The sequence below is a fragment of the Lysobacter arenosi genome (assembly GCF_016613475.2).
Classification (GTDB): domain Bacteria; phylum Pseudomonadota; class Gammaproteobacteria; order Xanthomonadales; family Xanthomonadaceae; genus Lysobacter_J; species Lysobacter_J arenosi.
The window spans coordinates 3,528,985-3,548,138 of record NZ_CP071517.1 but is presented as its reverse complement, the minus strand read 5'-3'; the positions used below and the strand labels follow the sequence as shown (position 1 = coordinate 3,548,138).

Below are 19,154 nucleotides of genomic sequence, written 5' to 3'. Positions count from 1 at the left end.
GCGTCCTGCGATCAACCCGCGAACGGCACGCTGCGCAGCAGCGCGGCGATCACGTCGTCGGCGCTCTTCTGCTCGGCCTCGGCGGCGAACGACAGCAGCAGGCGATGGCGCATCACCGGCGCGGCAAGCGCGACGATGTCCTCGCGTGTTGCCGCCAGGCGCCCGTGCAGCAGCGCGCGTGCCTTGGCCGCGAGCACCAGTGACTGGCCGGCACGCGGGCCGGCGCCCCACTTCACCCACTGCTTCACTTCCGCCGGTGCCGATTCGTTCGGGCGGCTGGCGCGGACCAGGCGGGTGATCCAGGCGAGCAGATCGTCGCCCAGGTGCACTTCGCGCACGCGCGCCTGCAGCGCCAGCACTTCCTCGCCGTGCATCACCTGCGGCACCTCGGAATGGCGCGTGCCGGTGGTCTGGGCAAGGATGTCGCGCTCTTCGGTTTCGCTCGGATAGTCGACGCGGATGTGCAGCAGGAAGCGGTCGAGCTGCGCTTCCGGCAACGGATAGGTGCCAGCCTGCTCGAGCGGGTTCTGCGTGGCCAGCACGAAGAACGGCGCCGGCAGCTGATGGGTCACGCCGGCGTAGCTGACGGTGCGTTCCTGCATCGCCTCCAGCAGCGCCGCCTGGGTCTTGGGCGGGGTGCGGTTGAGCTCGTCGGCGAGCAGCAGGTTGGTGAAGATCGGGCCCGGCTGGAAGCGGAAATGGCGATGGCCGGTGCCATGGTCTTCTTCCAGCAGCTCGGTGCCGAGGATGTCGCTGGGCATCAGGTCGGGCGTGAACTGCACGCGCCGGAACTGCAACTCCAGCGCCTGGCCGAGCGAGCGCACCAGCAGCGTCTTGCCCAGCCCAGGCACGCCTTCGAGCAGGCAGTGGCCACCGGCCAGCAGGCCGATCAGCAACTGCTCGACGACCGCTTCCTGGCCGACGATGGCCTGGGCGATGGCGGTGCGCAGGGTGCCGAGCCTGGCGAGCTGGGCCTGGATGTCGGCTTCGGTGGGGGTGTTGTTCATGAGGGTCTCGGGTGCTCTGGCATCAGCTGTTCAACGCGTACATCACGATGTTGACCGCGAACTTGGTGTTGTCCTCGGCGAGGAAACGCTTGTTGCGCCAGTCGTAGTCCCACTCGCAACCGTAATCCTTGTTGCTGTAGAGGACGCCGAGCCGGCCGTCGATCTCGATGCCCTGCAGGTAATCGTGCACCAGGTCGTCGCCCCAGCCGTTGAGCTCGAAGCCCGTGGCCGGCGGGCCGTCCTTGAAGGTGAAGAAACTGCGGTAAAGCGCGTGCGTGTTGGGCAGCTTGCGCAGCGCCTTCGGCCCGAAGATCGACGACATCTGCGCTTCGAACGAGCGCGCGAACAAACCGTCGATGTCATGGTTGCAGTCGTCAACGAAGACGAAGCCGCCATTGCGCACGTAACGCTCGAAGTTGCGCCGCTCATCCGGGTTGAACTCGACCAGCTTGTGCCCGGCCAGGTAGCAGAAGGGCGCGGTCAGCATCTTCGGGTCGGCCAGCGCCAGCACGTGTTCCTTCGGGTCCACGCGCAGGTTGGTGTAGTCGATCAGCGACGTGATCAGGTTGGCCGGCATGCGCTGGTCGACATCCCAGTCCCCCGAGTCGTACTTCAGGCGCGTCAGCCAGAAGTCGTACTCGACGCCGGCGGCGCGCGCGAGCGGCGACAGCACCGCCCCCGCCGCGCCCGCCAGCATCAGGCGGAGGAACTGCGCGCGGTTCATATCGACCGCGCGGTATTGATGATGTTGATGCCGTTGAAGCGCGTGGTGCTCGATCCGTGCGACACCGCCGAGACCTGGCTCGGCTGGCCCTTGCCGTCGAAGAACGAACCGCCGAGGCGGAAGTCGCGCTCGTCGCAGATCGCGCTGCACGCATTCCAGAATTCCGGCGTGCGGATCTGGTAAGCCGCGTCCTCGACCAGGCCGGTGACCTTGCCCTGCTTGATCTCGTAGAACAGCTGGCCGCCGAACTGCGCGTTGTAGCGCTGCTGGTCGATCGAGTACGAGCCGCGGCCATGGATGTACAGGCCGTTCTCGACGTCCTTGACCATGTCGGCCACGCTCAGCGGCTTCTTGCCCGGCATCAGCGAGACGTTGGCCATGCGCTGGAACTGCACGCTCGACCAGGAGTCGGCATAGCTGCAGCCGTGCGATTCCTTGTGGCCGAGGATATGCGCTTCGTCGCGCGTGGCCTGGTAGTCGACGAGGATGCCGTCGCGCACCAGGTCCCACTGCTTCGTCTTGACGCCCTCGTCGTCGTAACCGACCGCGCCGAGGCTGCCCTGGCGGGTCTTGTCGGCGACGAAGTTGACGATGTCGCTGCCCCAGCGGTAGCCCTCGTCGCGCTTGTCGAGCGTGGCGAAGCTGGTGCCGGCGTAGTTGGCCTCGTAGCCGAGCACGCGGTCGAGCTCGAGCGGGTGGCCGACGTTCTCGTGGATGGTCAGGAACAGATTGGTCGGGTCGATCACCAGGTCGTACTTGCCCGGCTTCACCGACGGCGCCTTGAGCTTGGCGCGGGCATCGCGGGCACTGGCGATGGCGTCTTCCATCACGTCGTAGCTGCGGCCGTAGGCGGTGATGCCGCCGGGCAGCTTGAACTTGCCGGCCGGATCGGCGTCGAGATACTCGTAGCCCATGCCCATCGGCGCCGACAGGCCGTTGCGCGTGCGGAACTTGCCGCTGGCCTTGTCCACCGCGGTGGCGGTGATCGGCAGCCAGATCCGGTGCACGTCCTGGTCGATGTAGCTGCCGTCGGTGGAGGCGAAGTACTTCTGCTCGTTGATCAGGAACAGCGTCGAGTTGAAGAAGTCGGCACCGGCCTTCATTGCCGCGGCATTGACGCCGAGCAGCAGGTCGACCTTCTCCTTGATCGGCACCGCCATCGCGTTCTTGCGGATCGGCGTGGCCCAGCTGATCTCGCCGACGCCGGGCGTCGGTGCCAGCTCGACGCGCCTGGTCTGGTGGCGCGAGTTGGCCTTGGCTATCGCGGCGGCCTGGCGCGCAACGGCCGCCACCGCATCGGTGGTCTGCACGTTGGTCGCCGCGAAGCCCCAGGCGCCATCGACCAGCACGCGCACGCCGATGCCGGAGGACTCGCCGTTGACGATGTTCTCCACCCGCGCCTCGCGGGTGATCACCGACTGGCGCAGGTAGCGCCCGATGCGCACGTCGCAGTACTGCGCGCCCGCGGCGCGGGCGGCCGTCAGCGCGGCGTCGGCGAGGAGCCGGCGGCGCGCACCATCAACCGGTTCGAGCAGCGCCTCGGCGGCGATGCTGCGGCCAAACGGCAGCGCCATCGCGGCGAGCGAGAGGCCGGTGAGATTCAGGAAGTCGCGGCGTTGCATCAGGTGATTACTCGACAAACAAACTACTACCCGTCATCCCCGCGCAGGCGGGGATGACGGCTCAGGCGTCAGACCGCATCCGACAGCGAAGTGAAGGTGAAATCGCGCAGCTTCATCGGCGGGATCATCATCACGAACGAGGACTCGTCACCGGCCACGCGCACCGGCTTGCCGAGTTCTTCGATGTTGTTGAGCATGATCACCGGCGACTCGTTGAAGCGGAAATTCTTCACCGGGTGCTTGATCTGGCCGTTCTCGATGTAGAACGTGCCGTCGCGGGTCAGGCCGGTCAGCAGCACGGTCTGCGGATCGACCATGCGGATGTACCAGGTGCGGGTGACCAGGATGCCCTTCTGGGTGCTGGCCACCAGCTGCGCGGTGGTCTTGTCGCCACCGGCGACCAGCAGGTTGCCCGGCTCGCCGACGGCGCGCTTGCCCTGCTTCTTGGCCCAGTAGCGCGAGTACTGCATCGCCACGACCTTGCCGTTCTCGACGATCGCCATCTTCTCGCGCGGCAGGCCCTCGCCGTCCCACGGCAGCACCGGAGCGCGCTCGTCCCACGGGTCGGCCGTGATGTTCACGCGCGGGTCGTAGACCTGCTCGCCGAGCTTGTTGCCGCCGCCCTTCTTCGACAGGAAGCTGCGGCCTTCGTCGGCCTGGCGCGCGTCGAAGAAATTCATCATGAACGAGATCAGGCCCGCCGCTGCCGCCGGCTCCAGGATCACCGTGTACTTGCCCGGCTCCAGCGCCTTGGCTTCGGCCGATTCGGTGGCCTTGCGCATGGCGGTGCGGATGTCCTGGTCTGCCTTGAAGTCGTCGGCATCCTTGAGGTTGCGACCGACCCAGCCCGAACCGCGACCGTCTTCGGTGCGCACGGTGCAGGTGTAGTCGAAGCGCGTGGCCTTCTGGTAGCCGAAGTTGCCCTTGGAGTTGGCGAACGCGACGAAGCTCTGGCCGTCCTCGAGGAAGCCGGCGGCGATCAGCTTTTCAGCCTTGCACGGGGCGATCGAGTTGGCCGCGACCTGGGCGCGGTACTCCGGGGTGATGGCGGCGGTGGCCGGGCTGAAGGTCGGGCTGGCCTTGTAGGCCTGCTTCTCGATCGCCGGCATGAACTCCGGGTTCTCCGGGGCCAGGCGGGCGAGGTCTTCGGCGCGACGGACCACGCGCTCGAGCGCGGCGTCGTCGAACTCGTTGATGGTGGCGGTGCCGACGCGGCTGCCGAAGGCCACTTCAACGGCCAGTTCGGTGTTGTCGACGATGCCACTGGTGGAAATGTTGTTCAGGGCGAAGCGGATGTTGCCGTCGATGGAACCCTCGAGCTGCGCCGTGCACTGGTCGGCCTTGGACAGCTTGATGACCTTGTCGAGGATCGCCTTGGCCTGTTCTTCGGTGAAGATGCTCATTGTTGTTTTCTCCGGCCCGTTTCCGCTCGCGGAAACGGGAAAATTGACGATCAGCCGAGGTTGCGGGCGGTGTTGATGACGTTGATGCCGTTGAAGCGCGCCGTGCTCGAGCCGTGCGAGACCGCCGACACCTGGCCGGGTTGTCCCTTGCCGTCGAAGAAGGAGCCGCCGAGGCGGTAATCGCTGTCGTCGCAGACGGCGACGCAGGCGTTCCAGAACTCCGGCGTGCGGATCTGGTAGGCCACGTCCTCGATCTGCTGGGTGATCTGGCCGTTCTTGATCTCGTAGAACAGCTGGCCGCCGAACTGGGCGTTGTAGCGTTGCTGGTCGATCGAGAACGAACCGTCGCCGATGATGTAGATGCCGTTCTCGACGTCCTTGATCATGTCGGCGACGCTGAGCTTGTTCTTGCCCGGCGCCAGCGACACGTTCGCCATGCGCTGGAACTGCACGCTCGACCACGAGTCGGCATAGCAGCAGCCGTCGGACTCGGTCTTGCCCAGGATGTGGGCCTGGTCGCGGATGGTCTGGTAGTCGACCAGCGTGCCGTCCTTGATCAGGTTCCACTTCTTGGTCTTGACGCCTTCATCATCAAAACCGACCGCGCCGAGGCTGCCGAGCTGGGTCTTGTCGGCGAACACGGTGACGTTGTCGGAGCCGTACCTGAACTTGTCCTTGAGCTTGTCGACCGTGGCGAAGCTGGTGCCGGCGTAGTTGGCTTCGTAGCCAAGCACGCGGTCGAGCTCGAGCGGATGGCCGATCGATTCGTGGATCGTCAGCCAGGTGTGCGACGGGTCGAGCACCAGGTCGTACTTGCCCGGCTTGACCGACGGTGCGGTCAGCTTGGCCTTGGCCTGCTTGGCCGAGGCGATGGCGTCTTCCATCATGTCGTACGACAGGCCGTAGTTGACCACGCCGTTGGGCGAGACGACCTTGCCGGCGCTGGCGCCGTCGAGGTACTCGAAGCCCATGCCCATCGGCGAGGACAGACCGTCGCGGGTGCGGAACTTGCCGGTGGCCTTGTCGATCGCGGTGACCGTCATCGGCGCCCAGATGCGGTGCACGTCCTGGTCGATGTAGCTGCCGTCGGTCGAAGCGAAGTACTTCTGCTCGTTGACCAGGAACAGCATCGAGTTGACGAAGCTGCCACCGGCGTTGATCGCCGCGGCGTTGACGCCCAGCAGCAGGTCGACCTTTTCCTTCAGCGGCACTTCCATCGAATTCTTGCGGATCGGCGTCTTCCAGGAGACTTCGCCGACGCCCGGCGCCTTGGCCAGCTGCACCGGCGTGGTCTGGTGCTTGGAATTGGCGCGGGCGATCGCGGCAGCCTGCTGGGCGGCCTTGACCACGCCCTGGGTGCCCAGTTCATTGGTGGCGGCAAAGCCCCATGCGCCGTTGACCAGCACGCGGATGCCGATGCCGGTCGACTCGGTGTTGACCACGTTCTGGACCTTGTCCTCGCGCGTGATCACGAACTGGCGCAGGTAGCGGCCAATGCGCACGTCGCAGTAGGACGCGCCGGCGGCGGTCGCGGCGCCCATGGCGGCGTCGGCGAGGGCCTTCTTCTTGGCCACGTCGATGGTTTCCACCAGCGCCTCGGCGGCAATGGCACGACCGAAGGGCAGCATGAGCCCGGCCACACCAACGCCGGTCATCGACAGGAATGAGCGTCTATCCACTTGTGTAACTCCCCGGAAAGGCCGGCGCGGCAGCAGCTGCCACACCCGGCAAGAGACGAAGGCAAAGGCCCCCCGCGACTGTGCTCAGGGGCGCTACGGCCCGTCAAGTGACGTTCGGGCTATATGACCAGGGCGCACAGCGCTCGATACGCCGAAGTGTGGACTGTGTCGGCGCCTGTTGACGGGCCCGCGTAAACCGGCCTGATGCGACCCGCCACAATCGGCATGGTCAATGCATTTTCGGCGATTGCCGCCGTGTGGCCGATGCCCTGCCCCCAAAGCGTTGAAACCAATGCCGCAGTCCCGAACCGGTCGCATTCCACGCTCGTGCCTCGATCCCTCCGCCCCTTCTCCCGCGTCCTGCGCGCCAGTTTCCTGGTGCTACTGCTGCTCGGGTTGATGGCGCGGCCGGCGCCGGGGCTGGGATGCGACCTGCTCGCCAATGACCATGGCAGTGACGTGACCGCGACGTCGGACCAGGATCACACCGACACCGACCCCTGCGCCCCGCACTGCGACCATGCGCATGCCAAGGGTGCCCACACGCTGATGCAGCCCTGCTTTGCCGGCGCATCGGTCGATGCCTCGGCCACGCCATGGGTGCTGGTCGACACGCGGGCATCGCCCGTGCCCACTCCCGATTGCGTGCCGGTTCCCCGGTTGCAACACGCGGCACCATTCAGGCCTCCGATCGCCTGAGGTCGAAGGCCGTCGCCGACGGCCTGACTTCCATTGACCCGAAAGGCAGTGCCCAGTCGGTCGAGCCGGTCAGTCCCTGACCCCCGGCACGAATCGCACGCCACTGCGCTCGCGGTCCAATCCCAGGCTTGGTGGCTACCCACGTCCACGACAGCGCACGGCCCTCTGCGGTTGTGTGCGACCGCACGGCGTTGGAGCCCGGGGAAGCCCAGATGAGCAGATTGCTGGAACTGACAATCAAACCGTTCGTCCCGTTCGTCCGCCACATCTGGCGTCGCCTGCCGGTCGCGCTGCGCCAGACACGGCCAGCCCGCAGGATCGGGACGTTCTTCTACGATCACTACGTTCGCGGCACATACCGGGACCAGACGCACTACACCTGGTTCCTGCGCAACATCGCGCAGCTGCGCCTGCTCACCGAGGTGGTTTCCGCGCATCCGCGTGGACAGCCACTGCGCATTGCATCGATCGGTTGCAGCGTCGGTGCCGAGCTCTACTCCACGCTGTGGCTGCTGCGCCGGTATCACCCGTGGCTGCAGGTCGTCGCCCGTGGAATCGACACATCGGCGAACGTGATCGAGGTGGCCCGCAAGGGCGTTTACCGGCTCAGGACACCATCACCCCAGGGCGGCACGCTCGAACTCAATGGCGCGAAGGTACTCACGACCGTTCCGAACGCGCTGAACGACATCATGGACATGACGCCCGAAGGCGACTTCCGGATCAAGGACTGGATCCGCGAAGGCGTCAGCTGGACCGTAGCCGATGCGACGGATCCCGGGCTCGCGGCGATCATCGGACCGCAGGACGTGGTGATCGCGTGCAACGTGCTCGGGCCGATGGACGATGCCATCGCCGAGGCGTGCCTGAGGGGCCTGGTGAAGCTCATCGTTCCAGGCGGCACGCTGGTCCTGGACGGGATCGACCTGGATCTCAAGTCGCGCGTCACGCAATCGCTCGGACTCAAGCCGATGACGCGATACCTGGAGGAGATCCACACCGCAGACCCCACCAAGGGCGACTGGCCGTGGACTCGCTGGTCGCACGAACCCATCGATTACCAGCGCGCTGATTGGCATTACCGGTACGCGACCGTGTTCGGCGTCGCCTCGTCGGACGAACGCAGACAGGAGAATGCGATCGATCGACCCGATGCGGTCTTGGCGGTCGACGCTCCGGTGCTGGCAGTGTCGATGAGCAATACGGATTCGTCGACGCCTGCGGGCATCGCGCGATAGTGATGTCACAAGAAATATTCGTACATCACCATGATCGCTACAGCACTATACTCCATCGATGGCGCACCCCCGCCGACGCAGCGTTCATTCCTGCTGATCGCGCAAAGCGATCTCGCCCCTTCGCTCGCCCCCCCCGCATACGCACCCACTCCCATGCCGCTTCGCATCATCATCGCCGACGACCATCCCATTGTTCGTTCCGGCATCCGAGAGCTGCTCGAGAGCAGCGGCGAGTACGGCCCATTCGTCGAAGTCGGCTCGGCCGACGCGCTGGTGGAGGCGCTGGAGCACGATTCATTCGACCTGATCCTGACCGACTTCAACATGCCCGGCGGACAGATCACCGACGGGCTCAACCTGCTAGAGCTGGTCCGCCAGCGATGGCCGCTGACTCCGCTGGTGGTGCTGACCATGGTGAGCAACATCGGCCTGTTGCGGGCGGTGCTCGACACCGGCGTGCGCGGCCTGCTCAACAAGGCCGACGCACTCGACGAACTGGGACTAGCAGTGCGCGCGGTTAGCCAGGGGCAGACCTACATCAGTACCGACCTGCGCTCGAAGATCAACGCCGCCCAGGCGGCCGCCCCGGGCGGCAGGGAAATGCGCCTGTCGCCGCGTGAGTCGGAGGTGATTCGCATGTTCGCCTCCGGGATGACCGTGTCGCAGATCGCCGCGCAACTCGAGCGCAGTGCCAAGACCATCAGCCGCCAGAAGATGGACGCGATGGCCAAGCTTGGCCTGCGCAATGACCGCGAGATCTACAACTACGCTCGCGAGAAGGGTCTGCTGGTTTAGCGCAGGGCGCCCTGTCATTCCCGCGAAGGCGGGATCTTTTGTGCTGGCGCGCAGTTCCAAGGCAACGTCCATGGGTTCCCGCCATTCGCGGGAATGGCGAACAAAAAAACCCGCCCCGTTTCCGGGGCGGGTTTCGCCACATTGGCAACTCCCTCCGAATCTCAGCGCGCGATCACCTCGACGCGCACGCGACGGTTGGGCTTCAGGCAGTCGATCAACGCCCTGCGATTACGATCGTTGCACTGGACCACCGGATCGGAACTGCCACGGCCTTCGGTATCGATGGCCTCGCCCGGCACACCCTTCGCCACCAGGTAGGCCTTCACCGATTCGGCGCGGCGCCTGGACAGGTCCAGGTTGTAGCCAGCACTGCCCAGGCGATCGGCGTAGCCGATCAGGCGCAAGGTCTCGACCCGTTCGGCGGCGTCGAGCACCTTCAGTACCTGCTGGTCGATCGCCTCGGGGGCGTCCGCCGCCAAGCGCGCGCTGTCGAAATCGAACAGCGTGTCGGCCGAGATCTCGGTGGCCGCCGCGACGTGCGGTTCCTGCGGCGCGACCGGCTCGCCCGGAGCCGGGACGCCGGCCAGTGCAGCGCAGAGTTCCGGATTCCACCAGGTCTGCGTCAAACGCATCTCGTCGTTCCACAGCAACTTGTACTGGCAGTCAACGTACTTGCCCGGCTCACCCGACGGCAGCTTGAACAGGTAGTCCCATTCGTGCACGCCGACCGTGCCCTCGCGGTACATGGGGTGGCCGATAAGGCGATAGACCTCGAGCTTGGCTGCACCCGGGACGACCTTGGCCAATGTCGCCAGCTCGGGATGCATGGTCTGCGGGATGAGCGGATGGACCTTGGCCGCATCCGGCCAGACCGGCTGATCGGTCTTGCCGTCGTGGACCTGGCTGAGGGTTCTCGTGCCGCAGCCGGCAAGCACCAGCGTCGCGGCGATCGTCATGAGCGCCGCTGTCAGACGATGGGGATTGAACATAAGGGGATTCTCGATGAAGCGATGGCGCACGTTCGTGCGCCATCGAAGTGAAGAAGGTGGATGGGCAATGGCGGCCCCGCGAAGGGCCGCCATGCTCGTTGCCTGGCTACGATCAGAAGATGTAGCCGATGCCGACGCGGTACACCGGCTCGTCACCCTGCGCCGCGGACACGCCGGCGTTGAGGTTGACGCGACCGTTCTCGCTCCAGCGCGACACGCCCACGCCCAGTGCCGACTCGCCGCGGTAGCCGGCAACACCGGCGTTGACGGTGGTGTGGCCCGGAACGTACGGGGTGACGTTGATCAGCGCCGAAGCTGCAGCGATACCGCGGTTGGCCTGACGGTTGGAGTGGTCGATCTCTTCCTTGAGGTTGCTCCACACGTCGTTGACCATCTTGTCGGTGTAGGCGTTGGACGAGTTACCGAGGGCGTTGATGCGGTCATTCAACAGACCCACGTTGACGGCATCGGTATCGGCGGTGCCGCGAGCGACATTGCTCACCGTGCGCTCGTGACCGGCCGAACCCACCGAGACCGAGTCGGCACGGTCGGCGATGGAGCCATTGCCCAATGCGACCGAGTTGGTACCGGCGGCGGTAGCCTTGGCATCGTTGCCGATCGCCACGCTGTTCTTGCCAGCAGCCGTGGCATGGTCACCGAGCGCCGAAGCACCATCGCCGCTGGCGTTGCTGTCGAAGCCCATCGCCACACCAGGCGAGTTGCCTGCGTCGGCCGGCTTGGGCGAACCGCCCAGGCCATTGGCCGAGATGTAGCCCGGAGCACCGCCACCGACACCGTTGTTCTCGATCCTGGTCACACGGTTGTCGATGTTGGTGATCTTGCCCTCCAGGGCATCCTTGATCGCCGCGATCTGCCCACCGTTGATGGCCTCGCGGCTGCCGGCTCCGATGCGGCCGTCGGCCACATTGTTGAGCACGGTGCCGTTGGCGCCGCCACCGAAGGTGACCGTGGCCTTGTTGGAGTCGGTGTCGTAGAGCACCACGTCGCGGAGATCGCCCTTCGGATCGATGAGACCACCCAGCTGCGAGACGTTGACGGCATCGTTGGCAGCGGTGCCCTTGGCCACGCCGGTCAGCTTGCGGTCGCCGGCCTTGCCAGTGAAGTTGACTTCGGTGCCGTCGGTGTCCTTGCCGACCGTCAGCTTCGCACCCGCAGCCTCCTGCTGCACCAGGCCGACCTTGCCATCAATCACCTGTTGGATGTTGGTGGTGTTCTGCGTGGTGCGATTGTCGAGGTTGGTGATCGCGTCACCGACGTTGTGCACTTCGGTCTTACCCCCTTCAAGCTCGTAGGTCGGACCGGTGACGGCGCCGGTGGTCGGATCGACCTCGGCACCGCCACCCAGACCATCGACGACCGGCTTCAGCTGGCTGAAGTTGACGGCATCGTTCTGTGCAACACCGTTCTTGACGTTGCCAAGCTTGACCGGGGCACCGCCGTTGTTCAGCGTGACCGAGGCCTTGCTCTCATCGTCATACGCCACACCCAGCGTATTGCCGGTTTTCGCCAGCGCTTCCACAGCTTCCAGTGCATCGCCGACGGTGTTCTTGTCCTTGCCGTCGATGTTGAAGGTCGGCGCGGTCACCTTGCCATCCGAACCCATCGTCGCACCGCCACCGAGGGCGTCTGCCACCGACTTGCCGGCAGCGAACAGCTGGCCGCCGTTGATGGCTTCCTTGCTGTCCGTGCTGACCACGCCTGCGGCCACGTTCTTCAGCGCGGTGCCATTGACGCCGCCACCGAAGGTCACCGAGGCCTTGGTGTCATTGTCATACACCACACCCAGTGGACTGGTGCCGGTGGCAACGCCATTGATCGCGGCGATGATGTCGTCGTACTCCTTGCCAGCGACCGTGACGGCCGGCATGGTGACCTTTCCGGTGGCGGCATCCACGGTCGCATCCTTGCTGATGACGGAGGCCACGTCCTTGAGCTGCGAGATGTTGACCGCATCGGTGTCCATCTTGCCCGGGGCAACGCCGCGGAGAATGCGAACGCCGGCCGTACCGGCAAAGTTCACGCCCACGCCGTCGGTGTCCTTGCCGACCGTCAGATCGGCGCCCGAATTGGCCTGCTGCACCAGACCGGCCTTGCCCTGGACGATGTTGGTGACGCGGCCATCGATGTTGGTGATCGCGTCACCGACGTTGTGCACCGTCGTGATGCCCTTGTCGAGCACATAGTCCGGGGCCGTGATGGTGCCGTTCGTGCCGTTGACGCCTGCCTTGCCACCCAGTGCATCGGTCACGCCCTTGAGCTGCGAGACGTTGACCGCGTCGGTGTCCAGCGTGCCCTTGGCCACGTTGATGATCTGGCGCTTGACTCCAGCGCCACCGGAGGTGCCCACCGAAACCGTGTTGGCACGAAGGTCGTCGGTGCTGCCCTGACCCAGTACCACGGTGCCCTTTGCCTCAGCCAGCGTATCGCGGCCGATCGCCACCGAACCGTCGGCGGTCGACACGACGCTGGCGTACGCGCCAATCGCCACGCTGTTCACAGCCTCCGCCGCGCTGTGGCTACCGAACACGGCTGTATCGTCGGCGGTCGCAGAGACCTCGGTGCCAATCACTACACTACGCTCACCACCGGCGGTGACGTTCGAACCGACGCCAACGGCATCCTTCTTCGTCACGGTGACGTTTGAACCGTTGGCCACTGCATGGTCCGCGGTGGCGTGGGTGTTCAGACCAATGGCCAGTGCATCCTCGCCGCTCACCTGGAGCTGGTCGCCTAGCGTAGTCGGGCCGGCTGCGATCAACTTGTCGACCGGCACACTGCTCGTCGGGGCTGCCAACGGCACCAACAACGACCTGCTGCTCTTCGGCGCGATCGCAATGGCAATGGCCTTGTTCATCTGGCCGACCGTGGCTGCGTCGGTATCGACCTTGCCGTCGTCCACGTTGGTGATGCGGCGCTTGTTGGCCCCGCTGCCGACCGACACCACCCAGGTATCGGTGGAACCGACCTGCGAACCAGCACCCAGTGCCACCGAGTTGGCACCCAGAACGCGCGCACCGCTACCCAGCGCCACGGCACTGTCGGCACCGGCCAGCGAACCTACACCTGCGGCCAGGGTATTGGGGGAGGAGGATCGCGCGTTCAATCCCAGTGCCAGCGAGCTGGCACCGGAGGCATAGGCGTTGCCGCCGATCGCCACGCTGTCTGCACCGCCCGCGTTCGCTTCGTCGGCTTTGGTGACGCCGAACTTGAGGTACTTCAGCTTCGGAGCAATTACATCCAGGTCCTTCTTGACGTTGTACAGCTGGTCGCCGTTGACGGCATCCTTGGATCCTGCTTCCAGCTTGCCGTCTGCCACGTTGGTGATCTTGGTGGCAGCACCATCCTTGCCGGCCAGGGTGATCTGCAGGTGATCGTCACCGTCGTACACAACCGCATTCGGGCTGGAGCCACCGGGCTTCTTGTCGAGCGCGTCGATCGCTGCAGCGATACCGATCTGGTCCTTGTCGCCGACCTTGTAGACCGGCATCGTGACGGTGCCATCGCCACTCACGACCGAACCGCCACCCAGCGCGGCGGTCACACCCTTGAGCTGCGAGACGTTGACGGCATCGGTGTCCTCTACGCCCTTGCCCATGTTCACGATCTGGCGCGTGCTGGCCACCTGGGGATTGCCCGCAGCATCCACGAACGGCGTTGCCGCGCCCACGGAAACGGTGTTCGCGCGATCGGCCAGCGAGCGCGAGCCGAGCGCCACCGAGTTATCCGCCTGCGCCAGGTTGCGGCTACCTACCGCCACGCTATAGAGGCCCGTGGCCTTGGACAGCCGGCCGAGAGCCGAACTGGAGATGCCGTTCGCCGTCGCACCGTTGCCGATCGCCGTGCCGGACATCGCAGTGCTGGAGGCCGCATACCCCACCACCGTCGAACCGTTGCCAACATTATTCGCGCCGTTGGTTATGGACTTGGCGTCCATGCCGATCACAACGTCGCCGTAAGCCGACGTCTTGCTGTTGGCACCGATGGTTACTGCATTCTCCGTCGCAACGGCGTTACCACCAATGGCCAAGCTTTCGACGCCGTTCGCCTGGCTGTCGGCCAGCGTCGAACTGGTATGGAAATACTTCATGCCGGCGCTGTTTTTGGCATCCATCGCGGCGATGGCATTGCCAACATCGTTGAAGCTTCCGCCGGCAACGTTGTAGGTCGGTGCCTTGACGGAGCCGTCGGTATTGACCTGCGCACCGCCGCCCAGCGCGGTGGTCACGCCCTTGAGCTGCGAGACGTTGACCGCGTCGGTGTTCTGCGTGCCGGCGGCCATATTGACCACCTGACGCGTAACCGCCGGGACTCCCTCCGACGCCACGTTACCAACCGATACGGTGTACTCGCGATTGGCCAGCGAACCGGAGCCCAGCGCAACGGCCTCTTTAGCCGTCACATGCGACTGGCGGCCGATAGCAATACCGTTTTCGGCGTCGGCATCGGCAATCGCCAGAGAACCGATCGCTATCGAGCGCTTGCCACTCGCCTCAGACGCGAAACCGAGGGCCGTGCCGATGTAACCCGTCACTTTCGAGCCGTAACCCACGGCCGTTCCCTCGAAGCCCGTGACTTTTGCCTCGGAACCGACCGCCGTGCCATACGCAATAGTAGCAGCGGCGCCAGAACCCATAGCGGAGGAGTTGTTGCCGGAGACCTGCGCCTCGCCGCCCCCGATTGTCTTGAAGTACTTGTTGTCACTGCCCGAGGTCGACACCGCCGAGATGGCATCGCCCACATTGTTATAGCTGTTGCCGCCCACCACATAGGACGGCGCCTTGACGGAGCCGTCGGTATTGACTTGCGCACCGCCGCCCAGCGCGGTGGTCACGCCCTTGAGCTGCGAGACGTTGACCGCATCGGTGTTCTGCGTACCCGCAGCCATGTAGGTGATCTGACGCTGCGTTCCGGAGTTACCCACCGAGACGCTGGTGTTGCGATCGGCAACCGAGCTGTTACCGATGGCGACGCTGTTGGAGCCGGTGGCCTGGGAGTTCGTACCGATTGACACGCTCCACAGGCCCTTGGAAGCGGCGTTGCCACCGATCGCAATGGAGTGCTCGCCGGTCGTCACCGAATCACCAAGGTTGGTGTTGGTGTGGAAGTACTTCACGTCACCGGAGGTGGAGAGGTTATCGACCCGCGTCTGCAGGGCATACAGCTGACTGCCGTTGATGGCCTCCGCGCTGCTGCTGCTGACGGAGCCGGCCGCCAACTCCGTGATCTTGTTGTTGTTCATCAGCGTGGTGTTGAGCATGCTGATGCCCTGGGTGCCCCTCACCTCAAGAAGGCCATCGGCGAATCCGGTCACGCTCGCGGTAGCGTCGTACCCATACCCCCCGCCATATTGATTAATGCTTCGGTTGAAAAGCCCGAACGACATGTCGTAATCGATAGCGGGACCACCGTTGCAAAGCGCGCCGGTCGAGCCAAGGGTGCCGGACGACATGCCCTTGACCGTACTGAAGTCACTCTCCGACTGGCACAGGACCAGCCCGCCGTAAGCTTTGGTTGCGATTACACCAGACGGCAATCGGCTTCCCACTGCCATGGCCCCGCCGGCCAGCAACATCGTGCCCACACCAACTGCGGCTGCGGCCGCGGCCGCGCCACTGGTCGTGGAAGGCTTCTTCTTGCGGCCCTTGGCCATCTCCGACGCAACGACCCAGGTGCCGGTCGTTGAGTTCCAAACAACGTTGTAAATCGTATTCATGAAGGATCTAGCTCCGAGGTCCAGTAACAAGGAACGCAGCCGTTGCCCTCCATTGCTCGGGCACCAGTGCGAATACGCATTGTTGTGATGCGACTGCAACAGCACCATCAGAACGGCCTCAAGGGGAGCACATTGCGTCCATCCATTAGTCAATCGATCGGCACTTCTCTCCATGCGCTCGCTTGTTTTTGCGCGTGCGCGAGACGAAGTCGCGAACTTCACTTATGCGAGTCGATCCACTCGACACGCGACTGCATGCGTCGACGACAGCTCGCCTTTGCGAGCGATTGAGGCGTGATTACTGCAGGCGCGCGTCAACGACGGCACTGCGAAAGATTCGTCGCGGCCGCCTTGGAACTAAGAATCGCCTGATTGTTGCGTCGTCCCCGACGCCATACAGTCACTTTGCTGGCAGTTCAGCGGCATGCACTCTGCGTTGCACGACGCGCATGGCGTCCTTCAGGCAGCCGCCCCCGTGAAGCCAACCTGGCAGCCCCGCCCTTGAATCCGACACACCACTCCGGCTCCGACCATGCATGCTCCAACCGCGCATGTGACCGGTTGACGCACACGGCACACGGTGCGTATCCGTGGTGGCGCACGCGTGCCGTGCTGGCGCTTGGCGTACTGATCTTCATCGGCTGCAGTTTCAACGGCGGGCAGCGTGGCGACGTGTTGTCGGCGATGGATGCCGGTGACAACGGCGTGTCCGGGCGTGCCATTCGCATGCCATCAACAGGCGCGGCGGCAACAGGCACGGCGGCGGCCTCGGCGGATGTCGTGTCCGAGGCGCTCGCGGCATCCATCCCTCTCCGCACGCCTCGCGCAGCAGCACGCAATCCGTTGCCTGCCCGGCCCCGCATCGTGCTGTCGAACCCGGGCATACGAGAGCGGGTTCCGGCCACGGAAGCGGCGGCTTCCACGCTGCCGAACCATGCGCCGGACGGCGAGCAGCCGCTTCCAGCGGTACTGGGAGGCGCGGCGGCGGGCGGCACTGCAATGGAGTCGTTTCCGGCCGGCTCTTCGCTGGCCGGCTCTTCGCTAATGTCCCCTTCCATCGCGACCGAGTCCGCGCCGGCATCGAACGCCACCTCTTCGTCATCGAGCGCACTGGCACCACCGTCGAGCCTGCCGGCCGGGCAATGGCGGCCGTCGATCGCTTCGGCGTGGGACGGGTGGCCGTGGATCGCCGCCCTAGCGCTGCTGTTGCTGGTTCTCGTCGCATTGCGCAATGGCCGCAAAGCCAGTCGCGAGCGCGCCGCTGCTGCGCTTCCGCGCGCCATCACCTGGTCGCAGGTGAAAGCGCCCGATGCCCAGCTCGCGCAGGAGAACGCCGGTTTCGACTACGGCAACCTGTCGCTGCCGTCGCTCGCCGTGGCGATCCACATGACCCCGCCACGACCCGCGTCTCCATCGCCCGTCGGCGCGATGTTGCGGCACGACTCGACGCGCTCGACCGACGCGCGCCTGCGCGCGATCGACGCCGTCGCCGATGCGCCGCTGGTGTTGAACGGTGCACTTCCGTCGTGCGTGTCGCGGATGAGCTATGAGCACATCGGCCTGCCGCTGCAACCGACGTCGACCACGCCACATCAGGGCGACACGTTGCCCACCGTCGAACGGCAGCCGCCCTCACCTGCCGTGATCACCGCGCCGGCACCGACCTCGTCGATGGACGTGGCCGAACGCGTCGGCCAGGCCAAGCATGCGTTGACGGCCGACCGGCCAGAGCAGGCGCTGGCGGCACTGGCGCCGTTGCTCGATGGCGACAGCGCCAGCGGCGAAGCGTGGACGGTGGCGGGCTGGGCGTGGTGGCGCATCGGGCGCGACCGGCCGGGCCGGCAGCTGGAGGCCGCCGGGCAGGCAGCGTCGGCATTCCGCAATGCGCTCCGCGTCGAGCCAGACCGCGCCAACCTGTTGTCGCGGATGATTGCGCGCTGCCATCTGATCCAGGCCGGCCACCAGACCGGCGCCGCTCGCCTGGCCAGCCTCGACGAGGCAATTGCCGTCTTCGACCGCCATCTTGAAGGGCACAGCCGCGACGATGCGGTGCTGCTGGAATGGGCAGAGTCGCTGTTCGAGCGCGCCGCCGCTTCGCCACGTGACGAACGCCCGCGCTGGCTCGATCGCAGTGAACGCGTGGTCGAGCAACGCTGGGGCACGACCATGGCCGATGCCGGCGAGCCGGTGCAGTGGCTGTGGATCAACCTGCTGCTGGCGCGGGCGGAGCTGGTCGACCTGCGTACCGCCGCAGCGCTGCATGCGCGCGCCACTACGCTGCTCCAGGCTGGCATCCCGCACCAGGGCGAAGCCCAACACGATGCGTGGCTGACGCGCCTGATCGAGGCCGAGCGCGCGTTCGCGCAACGCCTCAGCGGCGCCGCCCGCATCAGCCACCTGCAGGCGGCGCAGAGCAACGTCGAAGGCTGGCTTGCCTCGGCGCGGACCGTCAATCCCCTGCTGGCATGGATCGGCCTGCTCGGCGACTGGGCCGCCAACCTGCACGGCACCGCGGCACAGGCCAAGCTCAATGAAGCCGAGTCGCTGTTCACGCGCATCGAGGCGATCTCGCCCGACGACGGTGCGCAGACACGATTCGCACGGGCCTATTACCTGCGCATGCGCGCCGGTCGCGAATTCGGCCTCACCCGCTGGCACACGCTCGACCAGGCACGCACGCTGCTGGCCGGGATCGCAGCGGGTGAACTGCCGCAGGCACTTGTCGACCTGGAGACCGCAGAGATCCACCTCGAGCAGGCCAGGCTCACCGAAGGCGTCCCGCAACAGTCCCACTTTGCATCGGCGGCGCGCCTGGCCGAAGCGGCTGCGCAGGCACCGGAGAACCAGGTGCGCGCATTGCTGTGCGCGCTGACGGCGCTGGTTGCGCTCGCGCGGTCACCCTCGCACGAGTCGCCCGGGTGGCAGCCGCAGGCGCTGCGAATGAAGGCACTCGCCAACCGTCTGCGCGAACTGGCGCCCAACGGCGCCGACGCGTTGCGTGTCGTCGCCAGCGTGCAGCTGGCCACTGACGAGCCACAGTCGGCATGCGAGTTGTGCGCCGCGGCCTGGGAGGCCGGCGCGGGTCGTGCCGAGCTGATGCCGATCTGGCGTGAGGCCGATGCGCGCTGGGCGAGGACCCTCGACCCGGCCCAGCAGGATCCGCACTGGAAGCGACTGCACCAGAGCATGCGCATGGCCAGCAGCACGCCCTGACACACCCACCCATTCCCCACCGCTCCACCGCCCCACCCGCAAACACCCCAG

General features: G+C 65.7%; 10 protein-coding genes and 1 pseudogene. 4 read left to right on the top strand and 7 right to left on the bottom strand.

Annotated features, from left to right (window positions below; all coding sequences use genetic code 11):
- Positions 1-11 precede the first annotated feature (11 nt).
- The 5 genes from HIV01_RS16295 to HIV01_RS16275 form a co-directional block, all read right to left on the bottom strand.
- Positions 12-1,007, bottom strand: a complete 996-nt coding sequence (locus HIV01_RS16295) for an AAA family ATPase (protein WP_200608847.1) — start codon at positions 1,005-1,007, stop codon at positions 12-14.
- Between the two features lie 22 nt (positions 1,008-1,029).
- Positions 1,030-1,731, bottom strand: coding sequence for a DUF4159 domain-containing protein (locus HIV01_RS16290; protein ID WP_200608850.1), 702 nt, complete (start codon positions 1,729-1,731; stop codon positions 1,030-1,032).
- Positions 1,728-3,353 (bottom strand): TldD/PmbA family protein, encoded by a 1,626-nt coding sequence (locus HIV01_RS16285; protein WP_200608852.1) that lies wholly within the window; start codon positions 3,351-3,353, stop codon positions 1,728-1,730. The genes HIV01_RS16290 and HIV01_RS16285 overlap by 4 nt, the downstream gene beginning before the upstream one ends.
- 68 nt (positions 3,354-3,421) lie before the next feature.
- A complete protein-coding gene (locus HIV01_RS16280; protein ID WP_200608854.1) occupies positions 3,422-4,756 on the bottom strand; it encodes a TldD/PmbA family protein in 1,335 nt (444 codons plus the stop codon).
- Between the two features lie 50 nt (positions 4,757-4,806).
- The gene (locus HIV01_RS16275) at positions 4,807-6,435 is read right to left on the bottom strand and encodes a TldD/PmbA family protein (RefSeq protein ID WP_200608856.1); all 1,629 of its coding nucleotides are present in this window, start codon (positions 6,433-6,435) and stop codon (positions 4,807-4,809) included.
- A gap of 225 nt (positions 6,436-6,660) precedes the next feature.
- On the opposite strand from HIV01_RS16275, the gene HIV01_RS16270 reads away from it, so the two are divergent.
- The 3 genes and pseudogenes from HIV01_RS16270 (at position 6,661) to HIV01_RS16260 (ending at position 9,167) form a co-directional block, all read left to right on the top strand.
- Positions 6,661-7,134, top strand: a complete 474-nt coding sequence (locus tag HIV01_RS16270) for a hypothetical protein (RefSeq protein WP_200608858.1) — start codon at positions 6,661-6,663, stop codon at positions 7,132-7,134.
- A 212-nt stretch (positions 7,135-7,346) separates the two neighbouring features.
- Positions 7,347-8,036, top strand: a pseudogene (locus tag HIV01_RS18415) (CheR family methyltransferase); the annotation flags it as partial.
- 489 nt (positions 8,037-8,525) lie between these two features.
- On the top strand, positions 8,526-9,167 hold the full coding sequence (locus tag HIV01_RS16260) for a response regulator (RefSeq protein ID WP_200608862.1): 642 nt from the start codon (positions 8,526-8,528) through the stop codon (positions 9,165-9,167).
- Between the two features lie 161 nt (positions 9,168-9,328).
- Here HIV01_RS16260 and HIV01_RS16255 read toward each other — a convergent pair whose 3' ends face one another.
- Both HIV01_RS16255 and HIV01_RS16250 read right to left on the bottom strand, forming a co-directional pair.
- A complete protein-coding gene (locus HIV01_RS16255) occupies positions 9,329-10,156 on the bottom strand; it encodes an OmpA family protein (protein ID WP_200608864.1) in 828 nt (275 codons plus the stop codon).
- 112 nt (positions 10,157-10,268) lie between these two features.
- A complete protein-coding gene (locus HIV01_RS16250) occupies positions 10,269-15,890 on the bottom strand; it encodes an ESPR-type extended signal peptide-containing protein (RefSeq protein ID WP_200608866.1) in 5,622 nt (1,873 codons plus the stop codon).
- Positions 15,891-16,451: 561 nt separating this feature from the next.
- Between HIV01_RS16250 and HIV01_RS16245 the strand changes: the two genes are divergently transcribed.
- Entirely contained in the window at positions 16,452-19,103 is a 2,652-nt protein-coding gene (locus HIV01_RS16245; protein WP_200608868.1) for a hypothetical protein, read from the top strand.
- Positions 19,104-19,154 lie beyond the last annotated feature (51 nt).

Bases quoted from the DNA above. Each gene is read 5' to 3' on its own strand.
- HIV01_RS16295 (WP_200608847.1), bottom strand. From the start codon at position 1,007: ATGAACAACACCCCCACCGAAGCCGACATCCAGGCCCAGCTCGCCAGG.
- HIV01_RS16290 (WP_200608850.1), bottom strand. From the start codon at position 1,731: ATGAACCGCGCGCAGTTCCTCCGCCTGATGCTGGCGGGCGCGGCGGGG.
- HIV01_RS16285 (WP_200608852.1), bottom strand. From the start codon at position 3,353: ATGCAACGCCGCGACTTCCTGAATCTCACCGGCCTCTCGCTCGCCGCG.
- HIV01_RS16280 (WP_200608854.1), bottom strand. From the start codon at position 4,756: ATGAGCATCTTCACCGAAGAACAGGCCAAGGCGATCCTCGACAAGGTC.
- HIV01_RS16270 (WP_200608858.1), top strand. From the start codon at position 6,661: ATGGTCAATGCATTTTCGGCGATTGCCGCCGTGTGGCCGATGCCCTGC.
- HIV01_RS16260 (WP_200608862.1), top strand. From the start codon at position 8,526: ATGCCGCTTCGCATCATCATCGCCGACGACCATCCCATTGTTCGTTCC.
- HIV01_RS16255 (WP_200608864.1), bottom strand. From the start codon at position 10,156: ATGTTCAATCCCCATCGTCTGACAGCGGCGCTCATGACGATCGCCGCG.
- HIV01_RS16250 (WP_200608866.1), bottom strand. From the start codon at position 15,890: ATGAATACGATTTACAACGTTGTTTGGAACTCAACGACCGGCACCTGG.